This window comes from Actinomyces lilanjuaniae, from assembly GCF_003606385.1.
GTDB lineage: Bacteria > Actinomycetota > Actinomycetes > Actinomycetales > Actinomycetaceae > Actinomyces > Actinomyces lilanjuaniae.
Genome location: NZ_CP032514.1, coordinates 623,117 through 643,458, shown reverse-complemented (window position 1 = coordinate 643,458; position 20,342 = coordinate 623,117). Strand labels below are relative to the sequence as shown.

17 protein-coding genes and 4 pseudogenes are annotated in these 20,342 nt (G+C 68.9%); 12 read left to right on the top strand and 9 right to left on the bottom strand.

Features of this window, described 5'->3' with window-relative positions; all coding sequences use genetic code 11:
* Positions 1-407 precede the first annotated feature (407 nt).
* The 5 genes from D5R93_RS02790 to D5R93_RS02770 all read left to right on the top strand — a co-directional run bounded on the left by D5R93_RS02790 (position 408) and on the right by D5R93_RS02770 (position 4,890).
* Positions 408-2,096: an L-lactate permease gene (locus D5R93_RS02790; RefSeq protein WP_120203720.1), complete on the top strand. Its 1,689-nt coding sequence runs from the start codon at positions 408-410 to the stop codon at positions 2,094-2,096.
* 78 nt (positions 2,097-2,174) lie between these two features.
* Positions 2,175-2,849, top strand: a complete 675-nt coding sequence (locus D5R93_RS02785; RefSeq protein ID WP_120203717.1) for a hypothetical protein — start codon at positions 2,175-2,177, stop codon at positions 2,847-2,849.
* Positions 2,846-3,208 carry a hypothetical protein gene (locus tag D5R93_RS02780; RefSeq protein WP_120203715.1) on the top strand — a complete coding sequence of 121 codons (363 nt, stop codon included), beginning with the start codon at positions 2,846-2,848 and terminating at the stop codon, positions 3,206-3,208. The genes D5R93_RS02785 and D5R93_RS02780 overlap by 4 nt, the downstream gene beginning before the upstream one ends.
* A 98-nt stretch (positions 3,209-3,306) precedes the next feature.
* A complete protein-coding gene (locus tag D5R93_RS02775; RefSeq protein ID WP_120203713.1) occupies positions 3,307-3,681 on the top strand; it encodes a hypothetical protein in 375 nt (124 codons plus the stop codon).
* Positions 3,682-3,978: 297 nt separating this feature from the next.
* Positions 3,979-4,890, top strand: coding sequence for a DeoR/GlpR family DNA-binding transcription regulator (locus D5R93_RS02770; protein WP_120203709.1), 912 nt, complete (start codon positions 3,979-3,981; stop codon positions 4,888-4,890).
* Positions 4,891-5,018: 128 nt separating this feature from the next.
* On the opposite strand, the gene D5R93_RS02765 is transcribed toward D5R93_RS02770, so the two are convergent.
* The gene (locus D5R93_RS02765; protein ID WP_120203707.1) at positions 5,019-5,495 is read right to left on the bottom strand and encodes a DUF6545 domain-containing protein; all 477 of its coding nucleotides are present in this window, start codon (positions 5,493-5,495) and stop codon (positions 5,019-5,021) included.
* Positions 5,468-6,109, bottom strand: coding sequence for a hypothetical protein (locus D5R93_RS02760; RefSeq protein WP_162933792.1), 642 nt, complete (start codon positions 6,107-6,109; stop codon positions 5,468-5,470). Before D5R93_RS02760 ends, D5R93_RS02765 begins: the two co-directional genes overlap by 28 nt.
* A gap of 498 nt (positions 6,110-6,607) precedes the next feature.
* Between D5R93_RS02760 and D5R93_RS02755 the strand changes: the two genes are divergently transcribed.
* The 5 genes and pseudogenes from D5R93_RS02755 to D5R93_RS02735 all read left to right on the top strand — a co-directional run bounded on the left by D5R93_RS02755 (position 6,608) and on the right by D5R93_RS02735 (position 13,121).
* Complete coding sequence (locus D5R93_RS02755; RefSeq protein WP_120203701.1) at positions 6,608-7,954, top strand: RbtT/DalT/CsbX family MFS transporter; 1,347 nt, start codon at positions 6,608-6,610, stop codon at positions 7,952-7,954.
* Between the two features lie 231 nt (positions 7,955-8,185).
* Positions 8,186-9,729, top strand: a pseudogene (locus D5R93_RS02750) (mannitol dehydrogenase family protein).
* A gap of 359 nt (positions 9,730-10,088) precedes the next feature.
* Positions 10,089-10,892 (top strand): (Fe-S)-binding protein, encoded by an 804-nt coding sequence (locus D5R93_RS02745; protein WP_119836406.1) that lies wholly within the window; start codon positions 10,089-10,091, stop codon positions 10,890-10,892.
* Positions 10,889-12,471 (top strand): annotated as a pseudogene (locus tag D5R93_RS02740) (LutB/LldF family L-lactate oxidation iron-sulfur protein). The gene D5R93_RS02745 and the pseudogene D5R93_RS02740 overlap by 4 nt, the downstream one beginning before the upstream one ends.
* Positions 12,471-13,121 carry a LutC/YkgG family protein gene (locus tag D5R93_RS02735; protein WP_119836447.1) on the top strand — a complete coding sequence of 217 codons (651 nt, stop codon included), beginning with the start codon at positions 12,471-12,473 and terminating at the stop codon, positions 13,119-13,121. The pseudogene D5R93_RS02740 and the gene D5R93_RS02735 overlap by 1 nt, the downstream one beginning before the upstream one ends.
* A gap of 132 nt (positions 13,122-13,253) precedes the next feature.
* Here D5R93_RS02735 and D5R93_RS02730 read toward each other — a convergent pair whose 3' ends face one another.
* Entirely contained in the window at positions 13,254-13,667 is a 414-nt protein-coding gene (locus D5R93_RS02730) for a PIN domain-containing protein (RefSeq protein WP_120203699.1), read from the bottom strand.
* Between the two features lie 9 nt (positions 13,668-13,676).
* Positions 13,677-13,907: a hypothetical protein gene (locus D5R93_RS02725; RefSeq protein ID WP_120203696.1), complete on the bottom strand. Its 231-nt coding sequence runs from the start codon at positions 13,905-13,907 to the stop codon at positions 13,677-13,679.
* A gap of 51 nt (positions 13,908-13,958) precedes the next feature.
* On the opposite strand from D5R93_RS02725, the pseudogene D5R93_RS13825 reads away from it, so the two are divergent.
* A pseudogene (locus D5R93_RS13825) lies at positions 13,959-14,075 on the top strand (LUD domain-containing protein); the annotation flags it as partial.
* Between the two features lie 117 nt (positions 14,076-14,192).
* Here the strand turns inward: D5R93_RS13825 and D5R93_RS02715 are convergent.
* Together D5R93_RS02715 and D5R93_RS02710 are read right to left on the bottom strand one after the other, a co-directional pair.
* Positions 14,193-15,941, bottom strand: coding sequence for a lysine--tRNA ligase (locus tag D5R93_RS02715; RefSeq protein WP_243106909.1), 1,749 nt, complete (start codon positions 15,939-15,941; stop codon positions 14,193-14,195).
* Between the two features lie 155 nt (positions 15,942-16,096).
* Complete coding sequence (locus D5R93_RS02710; protein WP_162933791.1) at positions 16,097-17,359, bottom strand: hypothetical protein; 1,263 nt, start codon at positions 17,357-17,359, stop codon at positions 16,097-16,099.
* A gap of 177 nt (positions 17,360-17,536) precedes the next feature.
* Here D5R93_RS02710 and D5R93_RS13480 point away from each other — a divergent pair, with 177 nt between their 5' ends.
* Positions 17,537-18,505: an endonuclease domain-containing protein gene (locus D5R93_RS13480; RefSeq protein ID WP_182911368.1), complete on the top strand. Its 969-nt coding sequence runs from the start codon at positions 17,537-17,539 to the stop codon at positions 18,503-18,505.
* A 56-nt stretch (positions 18,506-18,561) separates the two neighbouring features.
* Here D5R93_RS13480 and panD read toward each other — a convergent pair whose 3' ends face one another.
* The 3 genes and pseudogenes from panD to D5R93_RS02690 all read right to left on the bottom strand — a co-directional run.
* Positions 18,562-19,017 carry an aspartate 1-decarboxylase gene (panD, locus tag D5R93_RS02700; protein ID WP_119836401.1) on the bottom strand — a complete coding sequence of 152 codons (456 nt, stop codon included), beginning with the start codon at positions 19,015-19,017 and terminating at the stop codon, positions 18,562-18,564.
* Positions 19,018-19,027: 10 nt separating this feature from the next.
* Positions 19,028-20,056, bottom strand: a complete 1,029-nt coding sequence (locus D5R93_RS02695; protein WP_243106908.1) for a 4-phosphopantoate--beta-alanine ligase — start codon at positions 20,054-20,056, stop codon at positions 19,028-19,030.
* A 151-nt stretch (positions 20,057-20,207) separates the two neighbouring features.
* A pseudogene (locus D5R93_RS02690) lies at positions 20,208-20,339 on the bottom strand (DivIVA domain-containing protein); the annotation flags it as partial.
* Positions 20,340-20,342: the final 3 nt, after the last annotated feature.

The window sequence follows — 20,342 nt, the reverse complement described above, 5'->3', positions numbered from 1 at the left end:
CCGCCCACGGCAGGCCCGCCCACGGCAACAAAAAACTCATAGGACAACGCGCAGCATGTTGTCCTATGAGTTTTTTGTTGCCCTCGCGCGCCTGAACGGCATAGCCGCTGGGCCCCGGTGGTGCTGGACAAGACCGGAACCCTGACCGAGGGCACCACACCGCCTGTGACAGGCTGCACCGCCCCATGACATGATGGTGACAACGTGTGGCATCATCGTGACACGTCGCGCCAACGCCGGTCCGGTCAGTGCTGGTGCTGCCGTCCCGCCCTCGCGGTCGGGTCCCGGCGTCGTCCGCCCCGGCCCGGCACACCCTTGGGACAACGCGGTCCGCCAGGCAGCGCCCTCCCGCACTGCCCGTGACGTCCCGTCTGCACGAACCCGCGCCAGACTCGGAGAGCACGCCAATGACGCCCCTCACCCAACCGGTCCTGCAGCTCGCAACCTCCTTCACCCCCTCTACCACCGCTGTCGGCGGCAACGTCTTCCTCACGGCCCTGGTAGGGCTGGCCCCGCTCATCCTGTTCTTCGTCCTCATGGGAGCCTTCAAGGTGCCCACCCACCGGTGCTCCCTCATATGCCTGGGAGTCTCCGCCCTCCTGGCAGTCGTGTGCTTCCGCATGCCACTGGGGATGACGGCCCTGTCAGCCACCCAGGGACTGGCCATGGGGTTCGTCCCCATCATCTACATCATCATCGCGGCCGTGTGGCTGTACAACCTGACCGAGGTCTCGGGCCGGTCCCGGGACCTGCGGGCCGTGTTCAACACCATCGGCAAGGGCGACCAGCGCGCCCAGGCGCTCATCGTGGCCTTCTCCTTCTGCGGACTGCTGGAGGGCCTGGCCGGCTTCGGTGCGCCGGTGGCGATCACCGCCGCGATGCTGCTGGTACTGGGGCTGCCCAAGATCAAGGCAGCGCTGCTGACCATCGTGGGCAACTCAATCTACGTGGGCTTTGGGGCGATGGCGATCCCGGTGACCACCGCCGCCAACCTGGGTGGGGGCGAGGACCCAGCCGTGGTCGCCACGTTCATGGGCCGCTTCACCTGGCTCATGTGCGTGCTCATGCCCTTCATCCTGCTGTCCGTGCTCGACGGGGCGCGTGCCCTGCGCCAGCTGTGGCCTCTCGCCCTGGTATCCGGACTGGCGACCGGCGCCGGGCACTTCCTGTCCCCCTCGGTCTCCTACGAGCTCACCAGCGTCATCGCCGCCCTCCTGGGCTTCGCCGCCTCCTACCTGTTCCTTCTGGTGTGGACGCCGAGCACTCCGCAGGAGTACCGCTCAGAGGTGGCGGCACAGGACCGGCCGGACCGTGAGCGCGTCGTCCTGGCCCTGCTTCCCTACGTGCTGGTGGTGGTAATCATCGCCGTCACCAAGCTGTGGCGGATCGGCGTGGACCTGCGTGAGGTCCTGGCCTCCACCGACGTGGCCGTCCAGTGGCCGGGAGTGTACGGGTCCCTGCTGACCCCCTCCGGGGAGGCCTCCCAGTCGGCGATCTACACGCTGCAGACCCTGTCCAACCCCGGGACGTGGATCTTCCTCACGGCAGTCATCGTGACCCTGGTGTACGCTGCCCGCTCCTCGGGGGGCATGTTCCCGATGACGGCCGCGCGAGGGTTCCGTGCCCTGCCGGAGACCTGCTACAACCTGCGCCTGTCGATCCTGACCATCGCAACGGTCATGGCCCTGGCCTACGTCATGAACTTCTCCGGGCAGACCTCTGCGGTGGGCGCGGCCCTGGCCACGGCTGGCGGGGCCTTCGCCTTCCTGTCCCCGGTCCTGGGCTGGATCGGCACGGCGGTGGCAGGGTCGGCCACCAGCGCCGGGGCGCTCTTCGCCAACCTCCAGGCCACGGCAGCCCAGGGGGCGAACCTGGACCCCCGACTCCTGCTGGCGGCCAACACCATCGGCGGCGGTCTAGGCAAGATCGTCTCCCCGCAGAACCTGGCCGTAGTGACCACTGCCGTGGACTCCCCCGGCTCAGAGCCGGAGATCCTGCGCAGGGCGGCTCCGTACTCGGTGGGCCTGCTCCTGCTCCTGTGCGCACTGGTGCTGGCCGCCTCCCAGGGGTGGCTGGGCGGCTACACGCCCGCCTAAGGCGCGGGCGGGCGCGTACCGACTGCAACCCTCCGGTACTCGCTGGCCGCTCCCGGTACCTGGCGTCCTGGTGGTCATGTGGTTGCGCACACCCAGGGGCGCGTCTTCCCTGGCGATCTCACGGTGCCCGGCTGCCAGCACTCCAGAAGAATAAAGTTGGTTGCGGCCATGACTACGACCGTCACGCTGTCGGCTGCGGCGTCCTTCACCCCGGAGCCTTACTACCAGGCCGCTTTTCGCTTGAACTCACAGGGGCGCACCGCCCAAGACGCCGCGCACGGGATCGTCAGCGCCAAGACGACGGCTGCCGAGGGGTGGAAGGGCAGGGCCGCAGCAGCCTTTGCAGCACGCGCCACCTCAATAGCAGGCACGGTAGAGGGGCTGGCCAGCAGCCTCATACAGCATGCCAACCTGCCGAAGTGGTATGCATATGCAGAGGAACACCGCCTGCCAAGAGCGGTAGATGCCGCGCAGCAGATGGAGGCTGCGGGTTTCGAGGTTGCGGACGACTGGACGCTGTCCCTGTCGGCGGCTCAGCAGCAGGCTACCGGGCAAGGTTTCCTCCTGACCCAGATGGCTGCCATGCAGACGACGCTCAATGCCTTTGCCCAAGCGATCACCCTGGTGGACACCCAGGCCACGGCCCCGCTGGCCTCTACAGCGCCTACTGCGCCCATGTCGCCACAGGAGGCCCCATACACCACCGCCAATGGCTACACGACCGGGGAACCCCCGGACCGGACCATCAAATGACCTTCGACTACGAGGAGGGGTACCGGGAGGACACCTCGATCCGCAAAGAGGTTGACGGAGAGCTGAACGAGACCATCACGGCAGCCAACGAGCTCGTCGAGAACGGCTATACCGACACCGAGTTTCACTCCCCTATACGTCAGGGGACCCTCACCCGAACGGTGTCGTGGAAGGTCGGGGAGGAGCCGCCCCAGCTCGGGGACGGCTCCGGCCAGGAGCCAGGCGACTCGCACGACGATGAGTCCCGGGACCGCAACGACTGGCGCGGCGGGTGGGACAACGGTGGAGGCCGCTACCCCCGCCACGAGCCCGGTGGCGACGACCAGGCCAACCGGTACCCTGACGGCAGGCAGTACTGAGGAGGTTGCGTCGATGGTGACTGGCCGACTTCGAACCGACACCGCTGCGCTTCTGCCACTCATTCCGGCCCTACGAGGTGACGAGCCACGCCGGTGGATTGCCTGCGACGACTCCGACAACCGCCTGCGCCGTCCTCCTGACGGGGTGCTCCGTCCTGCCCCTCCCCGGCCAGGAGGAGCCGCAGGACGACCGCTTCGCCGACTTCACCCAATACGTACCAGAGCCGCTGAAAGTCCAGACGTCTCTAGGCTCAGTGACCCAACGCATGCCAGGCATCATCGCCACAGAGGCGCAGTTTGTCGCACAGTACAGGGTCAGCAAGAGCGAGTCACGGCTGCCGGAGCCTGATCGTCCCTACTGGTTCCACGCCGTCGTCTCCGTCGGGCCAGCCACCACCCAGGCCCTCGACGAGCTCGCCGTCTCCACCAGCTGCAACCTCATCATCCTCACCGGCACAGGAACCTCCTCCTAGCTCCACGCACGGCAACCCCATCCTGACCTCCTGGAGCCGGGGAGAATCGGCTGCTGCACATCTTCAGACTGTCTTGAGCCAGCAGCCACGGACGAACTGGCGTCATCACGCGGGAACCACGCCGTTCCAGCACCGAACCAGAGCCGAAGATGTGCAGCAGAGACTGGCACACACATCGTCGACCTCGGCTACGACCTCATGGTGCTGCTCTTCGGGGCTGCTCCTGGGCAGCACGTCTCCGACCCACTCCCGGCACAAACAGCTGCGCGCAGCCGCCTGCGGGCGCACCATGGAGATATGGGTAACGACGATGTCACCACCCCTCAGGCCTCCTCGTCCCCGACTACCTCGTCTCCAGCCAGCGCGCCCTCGCCCACCCCGGCGTCCGCCTCAGCGTCGTCAGCAAGCTCCCCGACAGCCTCCACCGCTACCACCACTGGGCCAGTAGGCAGTGCACGCGACCGTCGTGAGGTCCTGCTGGCCTTGATCCGTGAGCAGGGCACGCTAGCCGTCTCCGACCTGTCCACCCAGTTCGGCGTCTCCCAGGAGACCGCCCGGCGTGACGTGCGCGCCCTGGAGGACCGCGGCCTGGTCACCCGTTCCTACGGCGAGGTCACCGCCGTGGACGTCTCCACCTTCGAGACCGACCGCGCCTTCCGGGAGACCCACCAGACCGAGGAGAAACTGAGAATTGCCGCCGCTGCCAGCAGGTACGTCGACACCGCAGAGACCATCTTCCTCGACGAGGGCTACCTGCCTCTGCTGGTCGGCCGGGCACTGAGCGTGGAGCGCGACCTCACCATCATCACCACGTCCCTTCCTACAGCCATGGAGATGAGCGAACGTCCCCGTACCCGGGTCATCAGTGTCGGTGGGCGGGTGCGACGCACCACCATGGGTGTCGTCGACTTCTGGGCTCTGGGCACCCTGCGGCAGATGACCCCGGATCTGGCCTTTATCGGCGCCAACGGCGTCAGCGAGGACGGCTGGCTGTCCACCCCCGATCCTGCTGTCGCCTCCGTCAAAGAGACTGTCATCGCCGCGGCCCGGCGCAGCGTCTTCGTAGGAGGCCACGAGAAGTTCGGACGCCAGACATTCACCCGCTTCGCCCACGTGCGGGAGATGGAGGTGCTCCTGACCGGCCACGAGCTACGCTCCACGACGGCGCAGCGCCTGTCACTCCTGGGCACCAAGGTGGAGCGGGTCTAGGCCCGGTACTGACGGGCTGGCTCAGGCGGACTGGTTCACGCCAGCCCCCCAGGAACTGCTCCGGTGTCTAGCGTGTGGGGGCGGGGCTCCTCGACGTCGCCGGAGCAGGGCCTGGCCGTCTCGTGCCCCTAGCGCGTGCGTGCGGGGTAGTAGGGAGCCAGGGCCAGGCGCAGCTCGTAGAGCTCGCGCAGGGAGGCACTGACCTCGTCACGCGGCAGGACCACCCGGCCCAGGCCCACCAGCACCCGGTCCCACCACCCCAGCGGACGCGGCACCGCCTCAGGCCCCACCAGGCCCACCACCAGCTCGGCGGTGCCCGCCGGGCCGGCGGGCTCGGCCACCCCCGCAGCGGCCTCCCCGTAGCGCACCAGGTGCAGCACGTCGTTGGTCTCCACCACCTGACGCACCACCCGCTCACCAGCCGACAGCCCCTCCACCGACAGGCGCACCCCCGGACGCACCCGGGTGACCTCCCGCCACAGCGGCTCCACCACCTGCTCGCCCACGCGCTCCACCAGCACCGAGCGGCCCTCCTCCACGATCCGGCGCACGCCGCCCACGGCCAGCGCCACCACGATCAGCACCAGCACCACCAGGAACAGCACGTGACGCACCTCCCGGCCCCGGGCCCGACCAGCCCCGCCAGCGAGGCCACGCCCACGCCCGCGTAGACCACCGTCAGCCCCGCCGCCGCCACCAGCAGCACCAGCGACACCCGCGCCGCCCCCGGCTGGCCCCGGCGCACCAGCGCCGACACCCCACCCGTGCCCAGTGCCACCGCCATCGCGGCCAGGGCTACCTCGTAGGTCCCGTAGTAGACCCCCACCCAGGCCGAGACCCCCGCCTGGTCGTAGGAGTAGAGCAGGCCGCCCTCACGCAGCGGCATCGCCGCCGCAGCCACGCAGTCCACCACGCCCAGCACGGCGCCCGCCCCGGCCACCCGCCAGGCCGCACGCCGCGACAGCCCACCACGGCGGAACGTCATCACCAGCACCGCCACCGACACCATCGTCACCAGGAACACCAGGCGCTTGACCAGGTCCACCACCACCTGGTCCCCGTAGACCGCCTCGTACTCACGCAGGAGCACCGACACAAGCATGGATGCGGCGGCCAGCTGGAGCAGACGGGTGCGCGGCCCGCTGCCCCGGTGCACCACGGCCACCACCACAACCAGCGCCACCAGGGCGACAAGGACTGAAACAACAACCGACAACATGGCACACCTTCTGTTGCTCTCAGCAGGGAACTCAGGCCTGTCCTGCCTCACCAAGGAACAGGAGAACTGTACACATGCAGATGGGCACAAGAGAGCTGCGTACCTGCACAAAGTCTCGCGAACCTGCTCACCCCGCCCCCACGAAGCGGTCACCGTCACGGTCCACAGCGGTCAGCCAGTGCCCGGCACACCCCTGCTCGCCAGTTCTCCCCATCAGTCCCCTCGCCGCGCGGCCGCATTCTCACAGGCCGCACCAGCAGCGCGAAGACACCGCGGAAGGCGCCGCTAAAAACACCGCAGCAGCACAGTCTCGACGACCGGGGGCACCGGGCGACAAGCAGTCAGAAAACGGTCACGCCCTCCCACCAGACCGGGCAACCACACGACCTGCACCACACCCCACGATAGAGACACGGGCGGTCGCGGTTACGGAAGCCACGGCACCGTCACCACCGGACAAGCCCGCAGACACCGTCGTCTCACACCAGAGGTCTATCAATGCCTAGCTCAAACCCACTGGTGGCCGCGATCCAGCGCATACTGGTGGCCGCGATCCAGCGCACCGGCTTCCCTACCAACCTGGCGCTGGGCTTCCTGGCGGTCATCATCTTCGTCATCGGTGACGGGATCGAGGCCGTATGGATCGTCAGCTACCTGTCCAGCGACGCCGTCGGCTTCGCGACATCACAGGGCACCGACGTCTACACCGCCTACGGCGTCGTCGTCGCGATCGGGGCGTTCCTCTCCGGAGCCCTGTGCGACGGCATCGGGCCGCGCAGGGTCATGCTCATCGGCTTCCTGTCCTTCATGGTCTTCGACTTCCTGTTCATCGCCGTCGGCCTGCCGTCGGGGAACCTTCCCCTGGTCATGGTCTTCTACGGGGCGCGGGGACTGGGATACCCGATGCTTGCCTACGGATTCCTCACCTGGGTCATGATGGTAACCCCCACCGAACGGCAGGGTGCCGCCTCAGGCTGGTTCTGGTTCGCCTTCTCCCTGGGCATGCAGCTCCTCGGCTCCTGGCTGTCCTCCCTGCTGCTCAACCCCATCGGACACATCGCCACTCTCTGGCTGGGCCTGGTACTGGCCGGCATCGGTGGCACCATCCTGTGGCTGTTCCTGCTGCGTCATCCCTCCTCCACCCGGACCACGGGCGTGTCCGTGGCGACCTCCCTCTTTGAGGGAGTCAGCGTCCTGTGGCGCCACCCCAAGGTCTCCCTCATGGGCATCGTCAAGGTCATCAACCTGTCCGGGCAGTACGGCATGCAGGCCTACTACCTGGTCTACCTCCACCGTGTCTACGGGATGCCGGAGGCCGACGCCGCCCGCGCCTTCGCGGTCTTCGGGCTCGTCGCCATCATCGGGGACGTCGTGTGGGGCGTGGTCGGGGACCAGCTGGGCTGGCGCAACACCCTCCAGTGGATCGCCGCGCCGCTGACCGGGGCCTCCCTGGTCTACCTCTACTTCATCCCCATGGTCGCCGGGCCGAACTTCTGGCTCGTCTCATTGGGCATGGCCGCCATCGGCATCGGCCTGTCCGCGCACGTGCCCACCACACCGCTCGTCATGGCCCACGCCAAGGGGGAGACCGGCAACTCCCTGGCCATCCTCAACCTCGGCGCAGGGCTAGGAGCCTTCGTCGGCCCGGGGATCGTCTCGCTGCTGCTGATCGGCGACGGCAACACCGCTGGCGACTACGCCGCTCCCGGGCTGGCCCTGGCCGGCATCTACGGCATCTCCTTCATCCTGCTGTTCTTCCTCAAGCTCCCGGGTAACGCCCGGGTCCTGCACGAGGAGCCCGAGATCAGGGACAAGGAGATCAGGGACAAGGAAGCCGCACGCTAGGGGTGCGTGGCGGGCACCCGCCGGGACCTGGGGATACCTGGAAATACCTGGGAATACCTGGGAATACGGTCTCTCCACTCCCCACAGGCGCCATGACAGGCGCACTACAGGAACCATGGCACTATGGCGGTGTCCCTGGCAGGACCAGTGCCCACCACCCCCTTCTCACACCCAGACAACGCACGCCCCCAACCATGCACTCTACTCACCGCTGAAGAAAGCGAGACCATCATGACCACCACCTCACCCGCCGCCCCCGGCCTGTCACTGGCCGAGTCACCACTGGCTCCCGACTACGACCGCTCCGCCGTCACCACCGGCATCGTCCACATCGGCGTGGGCGGCTTCCACCGCTCCCACCAGGCCATGTACGTCGACCGCCTCATGCGCCAGGGCAAGGCGGCGGACTGGGGCATCTGCGGTGTCGGTCTGCTGCCCGGCGACGCCCGCATGCGCGACGCCCTGGAGGGCCAGGACCACCTGTACACCCTCGTGCTCAAGCACCCTGGCGGGCGACGCGAGCCCGCGGTCATCGGCTCGCTCCACCGCTACCTCTTCGCCCCCGACGACCCTGAGGCCGTCCTGGAGGTCATGGCCGCGCCCACGACCCGCATCGTGTCGCTGACTGTGACCGAGGGCGGCTACAACATTGACGACGCCACCGGGTCCTTCCGCACCGACTCCCCCGGGGCGCTCCACGACGCAACCCACCCGAGACAGCCCACGACGACCTTCGGCTACGTCGTGGAGGCGCTGCGCCGCCGCCGTGAGGCCGGGACCCAGCCCTTCACCGTCATGAGCTGCGACAACCTTCCCGGAAACGGAAAGGTCGCCAGGACCGCCGTCGTGTCCCAGGCACGGATGAGCGATCCCGAGCTGGCCGGGTGGATCCAGGACAACGTCTCCTTCCCCAACTGCATGGTGGACCGCATCACTCCCGCGACCACGCAGACAGACATTGAGGAGGTCCGCGCCCTGGAAGGCCTGGACGACGCCTGGCCCGTCGTCGCCGAGCCCTTCACCCAGTGGGTCCTGGAGGACGCCTTCCCCGCCGGGCGCCCCGCCTTCGAGGAGGTCGGCGCCCAGCTGGTGGAGGACGTGGTCCCCTACGAGCTTATGAAGCTGCGCCTGCTCAACGCCGCCCACCAGGGGCTGGCCCACTGGGGGCGGCTGCTGGGCATCGACTACGCCCACACCGCCGCCGCCGACCCTGATATCGCCGCATGGGTGCGCACCTACCTGCAGCGTGAGGCACGGCCGCGCCTGCTGCCCGTGCCCGGCATCGACCTGGACACCTACATCGACACGCTCTTTGAGCGCTTCACCAACGAGGCGATCGCGGACACCCTGCTGCGGCTGGCACAGTTCGGCCCCTCCGGGATGCCGAAGTTCGTGCTGCCGACTGTGCGCGACAACCTGGCAGCCGACGGACCTGTACGACTGGGAGCAGCCATGTGCGCCGCCTGGTCGCTGGGGGCTCTCGGCACCGACGAGAACGGGCAGGAGATCCCGGTGGCCGACGACCTGCGGCCACTCGCGGAGAGGCAGGAGGCGGGCGATGACCTCGCCTTCATCGGTCACCGGGAGGTCTTCGGGACCTGGCCGACGACGAGCGGTTCCGCACCACCTTCCTTGAGGAGCTAGCTGCCCTGCGCCGCGAGGGCGCGCGCGCGCGCATGAGGGCGCTGGTGGACGAGGGGGCAGGGCCTGACCGGACCCCTCTGCGACAGCTCAGGGGCGGCCCCGGGTCCTCACACACCCGGGGCCGCCCCTGATTCTCGTACCACTGTGGGACGTCATCTTCCCCCCTCCTCCCGCCCCGAGTTCCCCCTCCTCCCGCCCCGAGGCAGAGGACTCGTGACCACAGAGGCTGTCGGCCTCAGAAAAAGCACAGTCCTCGCTTGCTTAATCACGCGCAGATCACGACCCGGCGCTCCCCCGCCACTACCCTCACGCGACATGGACGGCAGAGGCTTCTCGGCGTCATGGCACCGCTTCGATCTCTCCCCGCCCCAGGCCACCAGCCTCCAGCCACCACATCGCGCGCCACGCCCTCCTAGCGAATACGGTAGAGGAGTCCTCGCCACCCTCCCGCCAGCCATCTTCCCGCCAACGACGTCGTGGAGGTTATTCCGTGCGCATCGCTCTCTTCGCCACCTGTATCGGGGACTCGATGTTCCCCCAAGCCCCGCAGGCCACCGTCACCATCCTCGAACGCCTTGGCCACGAGGTGGTCTTCCCCGAAGGGCAGGTGTGCTGCGGCCAGATGCACGCCAACACCGGCTACTTCAAGCAGGCCTCCGCCCTGGTCGCCAACCACGTGCGGACCTTTGAGCCGGTCCTGGACGGGGAGTGGGACGCCATCGTCGTCCCCTCGGGCTCCTGCACAGGCGCCACCCGTCACGAGCAGGCCCAGGTCGCCGAGCACGTGGGTAACCCGTCCCTGGCCCGGCGCGCCACCGAGGTCGCCGCCAGGACCTACGACCTGCCCGAGCTGCTCGTTGACGTCCTGGGAGTAACCGACGTCGGTGCCTACTTCCCCCACCGGGTGACCTACCACCCGACTTGCCACTCGCTACGCATCACCAAGGTCGGTGACCGGCCCTACCGCCTGCTGCGCGCCGTCGAGGCACTCACCCTGCTCCCCCTGCCCGAGGAGGAGGTCTGCTGCGGGTTCGGCGGCACCTTCTCCATGAAGAACCACGAGACCTCCACCGCGATGCTGGCGGACAAGGTCTCCAACGTCATGTCCACCCAGGCGGAGGTGCTGTGCATGGGCGACTACTCCTGCCTCATGCACGTGGGAGGCGGACTGTCACGCATCAACTCCGGGGTGCGGATCATGCACCTGGCAGAGATCCTCGCCTCGACCAAGGACCAGCCCTTCCACGGCAACGTCTCCTTTGCCGCGGACACCCAGGAGGCCACACCACGATGAGCAGCGTCTTTCTCGGCATGCCTACCCGCTCCAGGCCTACCGCCCAGGAGCCTGGTACCGGCGGCTGGCGTACCACGGTCACTATTCCTACCGACACCCTGCGCTGGGGGGAGACCTTCCCCCAGGCCGCACACAAGACCCTCCAGAACACCCAGCTGCGCTCCAACCTGGGCCGGGCCACCCGCACCATCCGTGGCAAGCGGGACATGCGTGCGGCGGAGATGCCTGACTGGGAGCAGCTGCGCGAGGCGGCCAGCGCCGTCAAGAACGAGGTCATGAGCCACCTGCCCGACTACCTGGAGCAGTTCGAGGCCAACGTCACCGCGCGTGGCGGCGTGGTCCACTGGGCCCGCGACGCCGCCGAGGCCAACCGGATCGTCACCAGCATCATCAAGGCCAAGGGGGTGGACGACGTCGTCAAGATCAAGTCGATGGCCACCCAGGAGACCAACCTCAACGAGCACCTCAAGGCCGAGGGATCACCGCCCACGAGACCGACCTGGCCGAGATGATCGTCCAGCTCGCCGACGACATGCCCTCACACATCGTGGTGCCCGCGATCCACCGCAACCGCTCCGAGGTGCGCGGGATCTTCCTGGACCGCATGGAGGACGCCCCCGCCGATCTCTCCGACGACCCGGTCGAGCTGGCCGGGGCAGCGCGTGCCCATCTGCGCAGAAAGTTCCTCCACGCCTCCGTGGCCGTCTCAGGCACCAACATGGGCATCGCCGAGACCGGGACCGTCTCGATCTTCGAGTCCGAGGGCAACGGGCGCATGTGCCTGACCCTGCCGGACACCCTCATCACCCTCATGGGCATCGAGAAGCTCGTCCCCCGCTTCCAGGACGTGGAGATCTTCTCCCAGATCCTGCCGCGCTCCGCCACGGGAGAGCGCATGAACCCCTACACCTCAATGTGGACGGGAGTCACCCCGGGCGACGGCCCCCAGGAGTTCCACCTCATCCTCATGGACAACGGGCGCACCAAGGTCCTGTCCGACCCGGTGGGGCGCGAGGCCCTCCACTGCATCCGCTGTGGCGCGTGCATGAACATCTGCCCGGTCTACCAGCACACCGGCGGCCACGCCTACGGATCAGTCTACCCCGGCCCCATCGGCGCGATCCTCACCCCCCAGCTGACCCAGGGACTGTCCGAGGACGACCCGGTCCACACCCTGCCCTTCGCCTCCTCCCTGTGCGGGGCCTGCGGGGAGGCCTGTCCGGTCAGCATCGACATCCCCACGATCCTCATCCACCTGCGCGCCCGCACCGTGGAGGCCAGACGCAGGGTCGTGCCAGGCATGTGGGACGTGGCCATGAAGGCCACCGCGCCGGCGATGAGTGACGGCCGCCTGTGGTCACTGGCCCAGCAGGCGGTCAAGGCCTCACGGCTGGTCAGCAGAGACGGCCGGATCGGTGCCCTGCCCTTCCCAGCCTCGCAGTGGACCGGCGCGCGCGACATCCCCGAGGCGCCTGCGGAGAGCTTCCGCCAGTGGTGGGCACGCACCCATCCGACGTCGGGGAGGAGGCCCGGTGAGGCCGCCACCGCACCCCAGGCAGCTTCCCAGGAGGACCAGTGATGGACGCACGTACCGCCGTTCTTGCCCGCGCCCGCGACGCGGTATCGCGCTCCCAGCGCGGCCCCGCGCGTCCGGTCCCGCGCGACTACATCCGCGTGGGCGAGCACGAGCCCGGGTCACCGCCAGTCGTGGCCGACATGGTGAGCAAGCTCGAGGACTACGACGCCCTGGTGCGCACCGAGGCCACCGACACTGGCGTCGTCCAGGCCGTTGACGAGCTCCTGGGCGAGGCCCGCAGCGTGGTGGTGCCCGCAGGTCTGCCGCAGACCTACAAGGAGGCCGCCGCGCGCCGGGGTCGCAGTGTGCACGTGGACTCGCGCGAGGCCCCCGTCGCCACCCTCGACCTGGACGCAATCGACGCGGTGGTGACCTGCTCGCGCCTGGGCATCTCCATCTCGGGGACTATCGTGCTCGACGGCGAGCCCGACCAGGGCAGGCGCGCCATCTCCCTGGTGCCCGACCGTCACGTGTGCGTGCTGGAGCGCGAGACGATCGTGCCCACGGTGCCACAGGCTGTCGATATCCTCAGCCGCCACCCCGCGCGCCCGATGACCTGGATCGCCGGCCCCAGCGCCACGGCCGACATCGAGCTCGTGCGCGTCCAGGGCGTGCACGGCCCCCGCAACCTCGGGGTAGTCATCGCCCACTGAGCCTGCCCAGGCAGGCACCCCTGGGACACCGGAGGTCCCAAGCGCCTGCCTGGGTGCACCACACGCCTCAGCACAACCGGCTCAGCAACCGGCTCAGTCGGCTCCGAGCGCATCCAACGTTCCCAACACGCTCTAGGCGCTCAGGAGGGGGTTGACAACTCTCACCCCGCGCAGGACGCTGCCATGCGTCAGGTCCTCGGTCCACAGCTCACCGCAGCCGGACTCGGCCACAGCCTCAAGCACCGTGGCGTCCCAGACGGAGAGCTGGTGCCTCTGAGCGGTCATCAGTGCCCGCTCAACCAGCGCACGGTCAGCGAGGACCACCCCGAGGTCTGCAACCTGGTGGAGAACGCGCCTGGCCTCCTCAACCGGCCATGCAGGCCTCAGCTTTCTGGTCAGGACGACGAACAGCTCAAGCATCACCTGGGTGCTCACGGTGAAGTCACGGTGACTTGTCAGGGCGGCTCGTGCTGCTGCCTGCTTGGACGCAGAAGCGCTGTCAAAGGCGTAGGCAAGGACATTAGTGTCCAGGAAGACCCTCACCATCAAAGGGGCCTAGACATCATAGAGGCCCTCGCGGCTCCACCCGCGTCCGCCCCCGCCACTGCTTGCTGGCCTGGCGTCCGCCAGAGCAAGCAGCGACTCCACAGCGTCCTGCTGGCTGGTACCCGCGTAGCGCTCCAGCATGTCGCTGAGGTACTGGTTGACAGACTCATTGCGCTCGAGCGCGCGGATCCGGGCACGACGAAGCACGTCGGCATCAACGGAGAGAGTCAGTGTGGCCACACGACCAGTGTGGCACTAGTTCTGTGCCGCACAAGCTCAACGGTCCCGAGCCGCCACCCCGCGCGCCCGGTGACCTGGATCGCCGGCCCCAGCGCCACGGCCGACATCGAGCTCGTACGCGTCCAGGGCGTGCACGGCCCCCGCAACCTCGGGGTAGTCATCGCCCACGGAGCCAGCCCAGGCAGCCAACTCGGGCGGCTGCGCGACAACCGCAGGAACCTGCGGAATCAAGGCGGCCAGGTGCCGGAGCACAGGCGTCGTTGCGGCCCCTCCCAGGGGCTGGTCTCAGGACCGCTTGACGATGGGGAAGGTGATGGTCTCCCGGATCCCCTGGCCGGTCAGGGCCATGAGCACCCGGTCGATCCCCATGCCCATGCCGCCGCAGGGCGGGAACCCCTGCTCCATAGCCACCAGGAAGTCCTCGTCCAGGACCATGGCCTCCGGGTCGCCCTTGGCGGCGGCCAGGGCTTGAGCCTCGAAGCGCTCGCGCTGGACCACGGGATCGGCCAGCTCGGAGTAGGCAGTGGCCGTCTCCGTGCCACGAACGTAGAGGTCCCACTTCTCCGTCAGCCCCGGACGGCTGCGGTGGTAGCGGGTCAGTGGCGAGGTGTCCTCCGGGAAGTCCAGGACAAAGGTGGGCTCCCACAGGGTGGAGCCCACGAGCTCCTCAAAGAGGTCCTCGACGATCTTCCCCGGCACCGCGTAGTCGCTGACGTCGATGCCGTGGGCCTCGGCAAGGCCCACCAGCCGCCCGCGCGGGGTCTCCACGGTGACCTCCTCCCCCAGGGCCTGGGACACCGAGGTGTAGAGGTCGATCATGGCCCACTGGCCGGACAGGTCGTACTCGGTGCCGTCAGCCAGGGTGACGACCTCCTGGCCCTCAGCCAGCCCGAAGGCGTCGCGGGCGGCCGCCTGGATGAGGTCACGGGTCAGCTCGGCCATGCCGTGGTAGTCCGAGTAGGCCTCGTAGGCCTCCAGGGCGGTGAACTCCGGGGAGTGGGAGGAGTCCACACCCTCGTTGCGGAAGTTCCGGTTGATCTCGAAGACGCGGTCCACACCACCCACCACGGCGCGCTTGAGGTAGATCTCCGTGGCGATGCGCAGGTAGAGGTCGGTGTCGAAGGCGTTCATGTGGGTGGTGAAGGGCCGCGCCGCCGCCCCGCCGTGGATCACCTGGAGCATGGGGGTCTCCAGCTCCAGGTAGTCGCGGCGGTGGAGGCTGTCGCGGATAGAGCGGACCACGGCTGCCCGGGTACGCACCATGTCGCGCGCCGCCGGGCGTGTCAGCAGGTCCAGCTCCCGACGCCGCACCCGCTGCTCCTCCGAGAGGGTGACGGCCTCCCCGGCCTCGTTGGTCCAGGTCTTGGGCAGCGGTCGCAGGGCCTTGGAGGCGATGCGCCAGGCCGGGACCACCACGTCGCCGTCAGTCGCCGTGGCCAGGTCAGCGCCCTCAGCCAGCACCGGCTCCGCGAAGACGGACAGCTCGCCCCGGCGGGAGGTACCGACATGGCCGTGGACAAAGAGGTGGTCCCCCAGGTCGACGTCCGTCTTGAAGGCGACCAGGCTGGAGTGGCCGCTGGCAGGCAGGGACCTGGCCGAGAGCATGACCTGGAGGGTGGCTCCCGCCCCGTCCTGGAGGGTGGCGAAGCAGAGCCTGCCGGTGTTGCGCAGGAGGACCACCCGCCCGGCTACGCCGACCACGGTGTCCGTCTCCACACCCGCCTCCAGGTGGCCGAGCTGCTGCCTGACGGCAGCAATCGTGGTCGTCACCGGCACGGTGACCGGGTAGGGGTCCCAGCCGTCCTGGCGCAGCCGCTCACGCTTGCCTGCGCGGACCTCGAACTGCTCGCCGGGTCCGGGATGCGAGGACGGCTGGGCGGGAGCGTGCCCGGCATGGCTGGCAGCGGACTCCCTGGGGACGCCCCGCGCAGGCTCTCCACCCCGGCTCCCCCCGCTCCTGGTGTCAGGGTACTGGGCGCTGCGGGCGCTGTTCTCATTGGTCGCAGGGCTCAGGGAGCCAGGGGTGTCAGTCACCCAGCAGAGTGTACTTGGTCCGCTGGCTGCCTACCGGCTGCCCACTGGAACCACCAGATCCAGCCGACCCACCAGCCGCCCGCCAGACCCACCCGGCCCACCGGCTGCCTTGCGGGCACCAGCCCAGGCAGCCGGTGCCCACGCATACCACCTGGTCAGTCCCACTGCGGCAACCGGTCGGCAGGCCTGCGCCTAGGCCTGCCGAACCGTCGGCGCTGCGTCCAGAAGCAGAACTCCTGCGGGAACCAGGTCGCGGGTAGTGCGTCAGCCTTTGTCGGCACCAGGTCGAGGCCAGCAGGCACCAGGGTCAGGCCATGACGCGAGCGGTGCTGGTCCCATGCCCCGCGAAGTCCGGGAAGCGCTGAGTACACGAGGCGCTCGTAGGCCGGGCCGAGCCAGGTCCACCACACCGGCTTCTCGGGCAGCCCGGCCACCAGTGCGGCACCGTCCTTCAGGCTCTGCGCCCACTCCGACTCCTCTTCGGGCGGCGACTCCACCGGCATGACGTCGCCCCTGTCGCTGCGCTCCCAGCCGTCCAGGACCTCGGCAAGAGCCAGCTCGGCCTGGAGCTCGTCAGCAACGGTGGTGAACAGCTCGTGCAGCAGCGGCACCTCTGCTGGGGAGCCAGCGGGAGTGTCAGCAGGGATGAAGGCCTCGGCGGGCACCACGCACTCAACCCTGTACATGCCATGGGGCTCACGCGGATCCAGATGGCGAAACAAGGCGAGGTCAATCGGGGAGGGCGAGTCCATGTTGACCCCGTTCTCGTCGCTGCGCCAGCGCTCCTCGACCTCCTCCAGGCGCCCCACGTCAAAGGGCCACATCCGGGCGACGCCCGTGTACCTGGTAGGAAGCCACTGTGGGGCGACCGCGCTGAGCGCCCGCACCCAGGCGTGCACCGGCTGGCTGCACACCCGGTGGCGCACGTACCAGGTCATGCAGACCACCCGCACCCTGGGTCCAGGCTCCTCGTCCTCCGCGTCAAGGTCGTAGTCCGGCACGTGCGGCCCAGGCTCTGGCCACAGCTGGCGGGTCAGGGCGTCCGCGACCACGCCGTCACCGGCCTGGGCCAGGCGGACGGCCAGCTCGAGCCTGCGGTCGCACGCTGACCGGCGATCACGCGGCTGGCGCCCAGAACTCACCTCGTGTACGTCGTACACAAAGTGCATGGCGTCCTTGCCGGAGACCTCGACGAGATAGTCGTAGAAGCGGAAGTCCATGTCCAGGGAGTTCTCCTCCAGGACGGCGAGGACCTCCTTTGTCCCCTCGCGCCGCACGGTGATGTACGCCCCGTCGCCGTCAACGCCCTCCACGGCGTAACCAGCCGGGACCGCCGCAACCACGTCGTCCAGTGTGAGCTCACGGCGGACATAAACCTGCATATTCTCCCCGGGACCATCCGCGCCCGCCTGTGTCATGCCTATCACATCCTTTGTCGCCCTCTTGTCTTCTTTTCGCCCACGAGCTCAGCGTACTCGCGATGTCAGCACGACCCGGTCACCACAGGGGGCGCTCTCGCCAGCCAGGCTCAACCACCGGTGGGCAGCCGCAGCACCAGCCGAGCGGAACCGGCCACCGCAAGGCAGCGTCAGCATATGAACCACGCTGACGCCGCCGTCTCACTTCTCCTGGAGCACGTCGCCTCCCTGCACGGGGCCGCGCACTCCGACGAGGTCGCCCACACCCCTGCTGAGCAGGAGGCTGTCAAGGTCGCCCTGGCTGCTGGGCTTCTCCACCGTCAGGGCCGCTCTCTCCTGGTGGCCCTCCACACCGACCACCGCACCGTGGTCGCGCGTTCCTTCCGGGGCCATCTGACCTGCGCCAGCGCGGCGGAGGTCCTCGGCTACCCCGTGCTGCACCCGCCAGAGGAGGTCCACGTCGCCGTCAGCCGTAACCATGGTGTCCGTGCCTCCGTCAAGCGCCCGCTCGACGGTGTCCGGCTCCACCGTGTCCTCGAGCTCACCCCGATGACGGTTGACGGCCTGCCACTCGTCGTCCCAGCCCAGGTCGTTGCCTGCTGCCTGGTCTGCATGGATGAGACACCTGCCGTCGCGGTCGCAGACGCTGCGCTCCACCGCGGGGATGTTACCCGCGAGGAGGTGTCTGACCTCCTGACCTCCCGGTACGCCGCCACCGCGCGCAACCGCCTTGCCCAGACCGAGCCGGGCACCAGGTCCGTGCTGGAGACAGTAGTCCGCCTGGCGCTGCGCCGTGCCGGGCTGCGGGTGGAGTGCGGCGTGTGGATCGAGGACGTAGGCGAGGTGGACTTCCTTGTCGAGGGGTGGCTCATCCTCGAGATAGACGGCTACGAGTTCCACAGCTCACGGGAGCAGATCCGCAAGGACCGGCACCGCGAGCACGCGGCCGCCCGGCTCGGGTACGTGACGATTCGGCTGCCCCACCAGGACGTCATGGAGGGCGAGCGTGCCATTGTGAGCACTGTCGTGGGCGCGATGCGCGGAGTTGCACGCTCATCTTTTATCGTAGACCCCTATAGCCCTGCAATCGCGCGGAAGCTTGGGCGGCTCTGGAATGACGGTCAAGGCTCCCATGTGCATCACTGACCTTGATGCACATGGGAGACGATCACACGCGTGAACCGCCGGGACGGCGCCTAGGGTCAGGCGCGCGCCTCCTCAAAGGTCAGGCCCGAGGAGCGCAGCCCCTGGACGCGGGCCGCCTGGGCGTCCTGGGGCACCGCCCCCGGGTCGCCTCCCAGGTGGACGACCTGGTTGCGCTCGTCGACGAAGACCACGTGCGGCACGTAGGTACGGGCCTCGGCGTCGCTGAGCTGGGAGTAAGCGATGAGGATGACGACATCTCCGGGAGACACCAGGTGGGCGGCCGCGCCGTTGACACAGACCTCCCCCGAGCCGCGCGGGCCGGGGATGGTGTAGGTGGTCAGTCGGCTGCCGTTGGTGCAATCCAGGACGTCCACGCGCTCACCTGGAAGCATGTCCGCCGCCTCAAGCAGGTCGGTGTCCACGGTGACGGAGCCGACGTAATCCAGGTCAGCCCGGGTCACCGTGGCCCGGTGAATCTTGGAGGTCATCATCGTGCGGGTACGGGTCGTCATCACACCCAGCCTAGTCCCGCGCCGCCAGCTCGAGGATGGTGTTGTCAATGAGCCGGGTCGCCCCCACCCAGGCCGCCACGGCCAGCAGACCCTGACGCCGGCTCACCTCGTTCACCTGGCCCAGCCGGCCTCCGGGAGCCCGCGGCACCAGGCCGAGCCCGACCCCGGCCAGGTCCACGAACGTGTCCGGCTCCACCAGCGCCACGTAGTCCACCCTGGCTCCGGGGGCGCGCTCCAGGACCCTGAGCGCCGCCTCCCGCACCTCCTGGGGCCGCGCGCCTGCGGCCGCCGCCTCACGGCCTGCGGTGAGCGCCTGGGACAGAGCCAGTGCCTGCCGACGCTCCTCAGGCGAGAGATAGGCGTTGCGTGAGCTCATGGCCAGCCCGTCAGCCTCCCGGCGGGTATCCACCGCGACGACCTCCACGGGCACAGCCAGGTCGCGCACCATGGCGCGCACGACCGCGAGCTGCTGGGCGTCCTTGCGGCCGAACAGCGCCCAACGGGGTGCCGTCAGGTGGAGCAGGGTGAGGACCACCTGGCAGACACCGGCAAAGTGCGTGGGCCGGGTACGGCCCTCCAGGACACGCCCTACCGGCCCCGGGTCGATACGAACCTGCGGCTGTCCACCGGGGTAGACCTCCTGCTGGGTCGGGGCAAAGACCACCAGGCGGTCGGCACCGGTGCTGCTCCTCCCGCCCGCCTCACTGACCGCCGCCTCGGAGCCTCCCGTCCCGCCCAGGGCCTCCTCCAGCCTGGCCAGGTCGCCGCCGAGGTCGCGAGGGTAGGTCTCCAGGTCCTCTCCGGCGGCGAACTGAAGCGGGTTGACGAAGATCGTCACCACCACGGTCCCGTGCGTGCCGACGCGCTGCACCGCCTGCCGCACCAGGTCCAGGTGCCCCTGGTGCAGGGCTCCCATCGTCATGACCACGGCACGGGGGCCGGGCCGGTCCGCCAGGGCCTGCGCCAGCTCGTCACGGGTCCTCACCAGCAGCGGGCCAGTGGACGGCTGCTGCCCGGAGGGCACCGGCTCACTGGGCACGAGAGTCCCCCGCGCGGGCACGAGCGGCCTCCAGCTCGCCGCGCAGGTAGGCGTTCTCCCGCTCCAGCTCCTCGATACGGTGGTCACGCGGGGCGACCGCTGCCGCGATCTGCTCCTCACCGGGACCTGCCGCAGCGCCGGCCGCACCGACCTGGGCCTCCAGGAGGCGCATGGCCTCGACGACCTCGTCGAGGTAGGCGTCGACCTCGTCCTGCTCGTAGCCCGCACGAAGCCGGGTCAGCTGGAACTTCTTGTTGAGGACGTCGTTGGCGGTCAGCGGCATAGC

Bases quoted from the DNA above. Each gene is read 5' to 3' on its own strand.
- D5R93_RS02790 (WP_120203720.1), top strand. From the start codon at position 408: ATGACGCCCCTCACCCAACCGGTCCTGCAGCTCGCAACCTCCTTCACC.
- D5R93_RS02780 (WP_120203715.1), top strand. From the start codon at position 2,846: ATGACCTTCGACTACGAGGAGGGGTACCGGGAGGACACCTCGATCCGC.
- D5R93_RS02770 (WP_120203709.1), top strand. From the start codon at position 3,979: ATGGGTAACGACGATGTCACCACCCCTCAGGCCTCCTCGTCCCCGACT.
- D5R93_RS02760 (WP_162933792.1), bottom strand. From the start codon at position 6,109: ATGTTGTCGGTTGTTGTTTCAGTCCTTGTCGCCCTGGTGGCGCTGGTT.
- D5R93_RS02755 (WP_120203701.1), top strand. From the start codon at position 6,608: ATGCCTAGCTCAAACCCACTGGTGGCCGCGATCCAGCGCATACTGGTG.
- D5R93_RS02735 (WP_119836447.1), top strand. From the start codon at position 12,471: ATGGACGCACGTACCGCCGTTCTTGCCCGCGCCCGCGACGCGGTATCG.
- D5R93_RS02730 (WP_120203699.1), bottom strand. From the start codon at position 13,667: ATGGTGAGGGTCTTCCTGGACACTAATGTCCTTGCCTACGCCTTTGAC.
- D5R93_RS02710 (WP_162933791.1), bottom strand. From the start codon at position 17,359: ATGACACAGGCGGGCGCGGATGGTCCCGGGGAGAATATGCAGGTTTAT.
- D5R93_RS13480 (WP_182911368.1), top strand. From the start codon at position 17,537: ATGAACCACGCTGACGCCGCCGTCTCACTTCTCCTGGAGCACGTCGCC.
- panD (WP_119836401.1), bottom strand. From the start codon at position 19,017: ATGACGACCCGTACCCGCACGATGATGACCTCCAAGATTCACCGGGCC.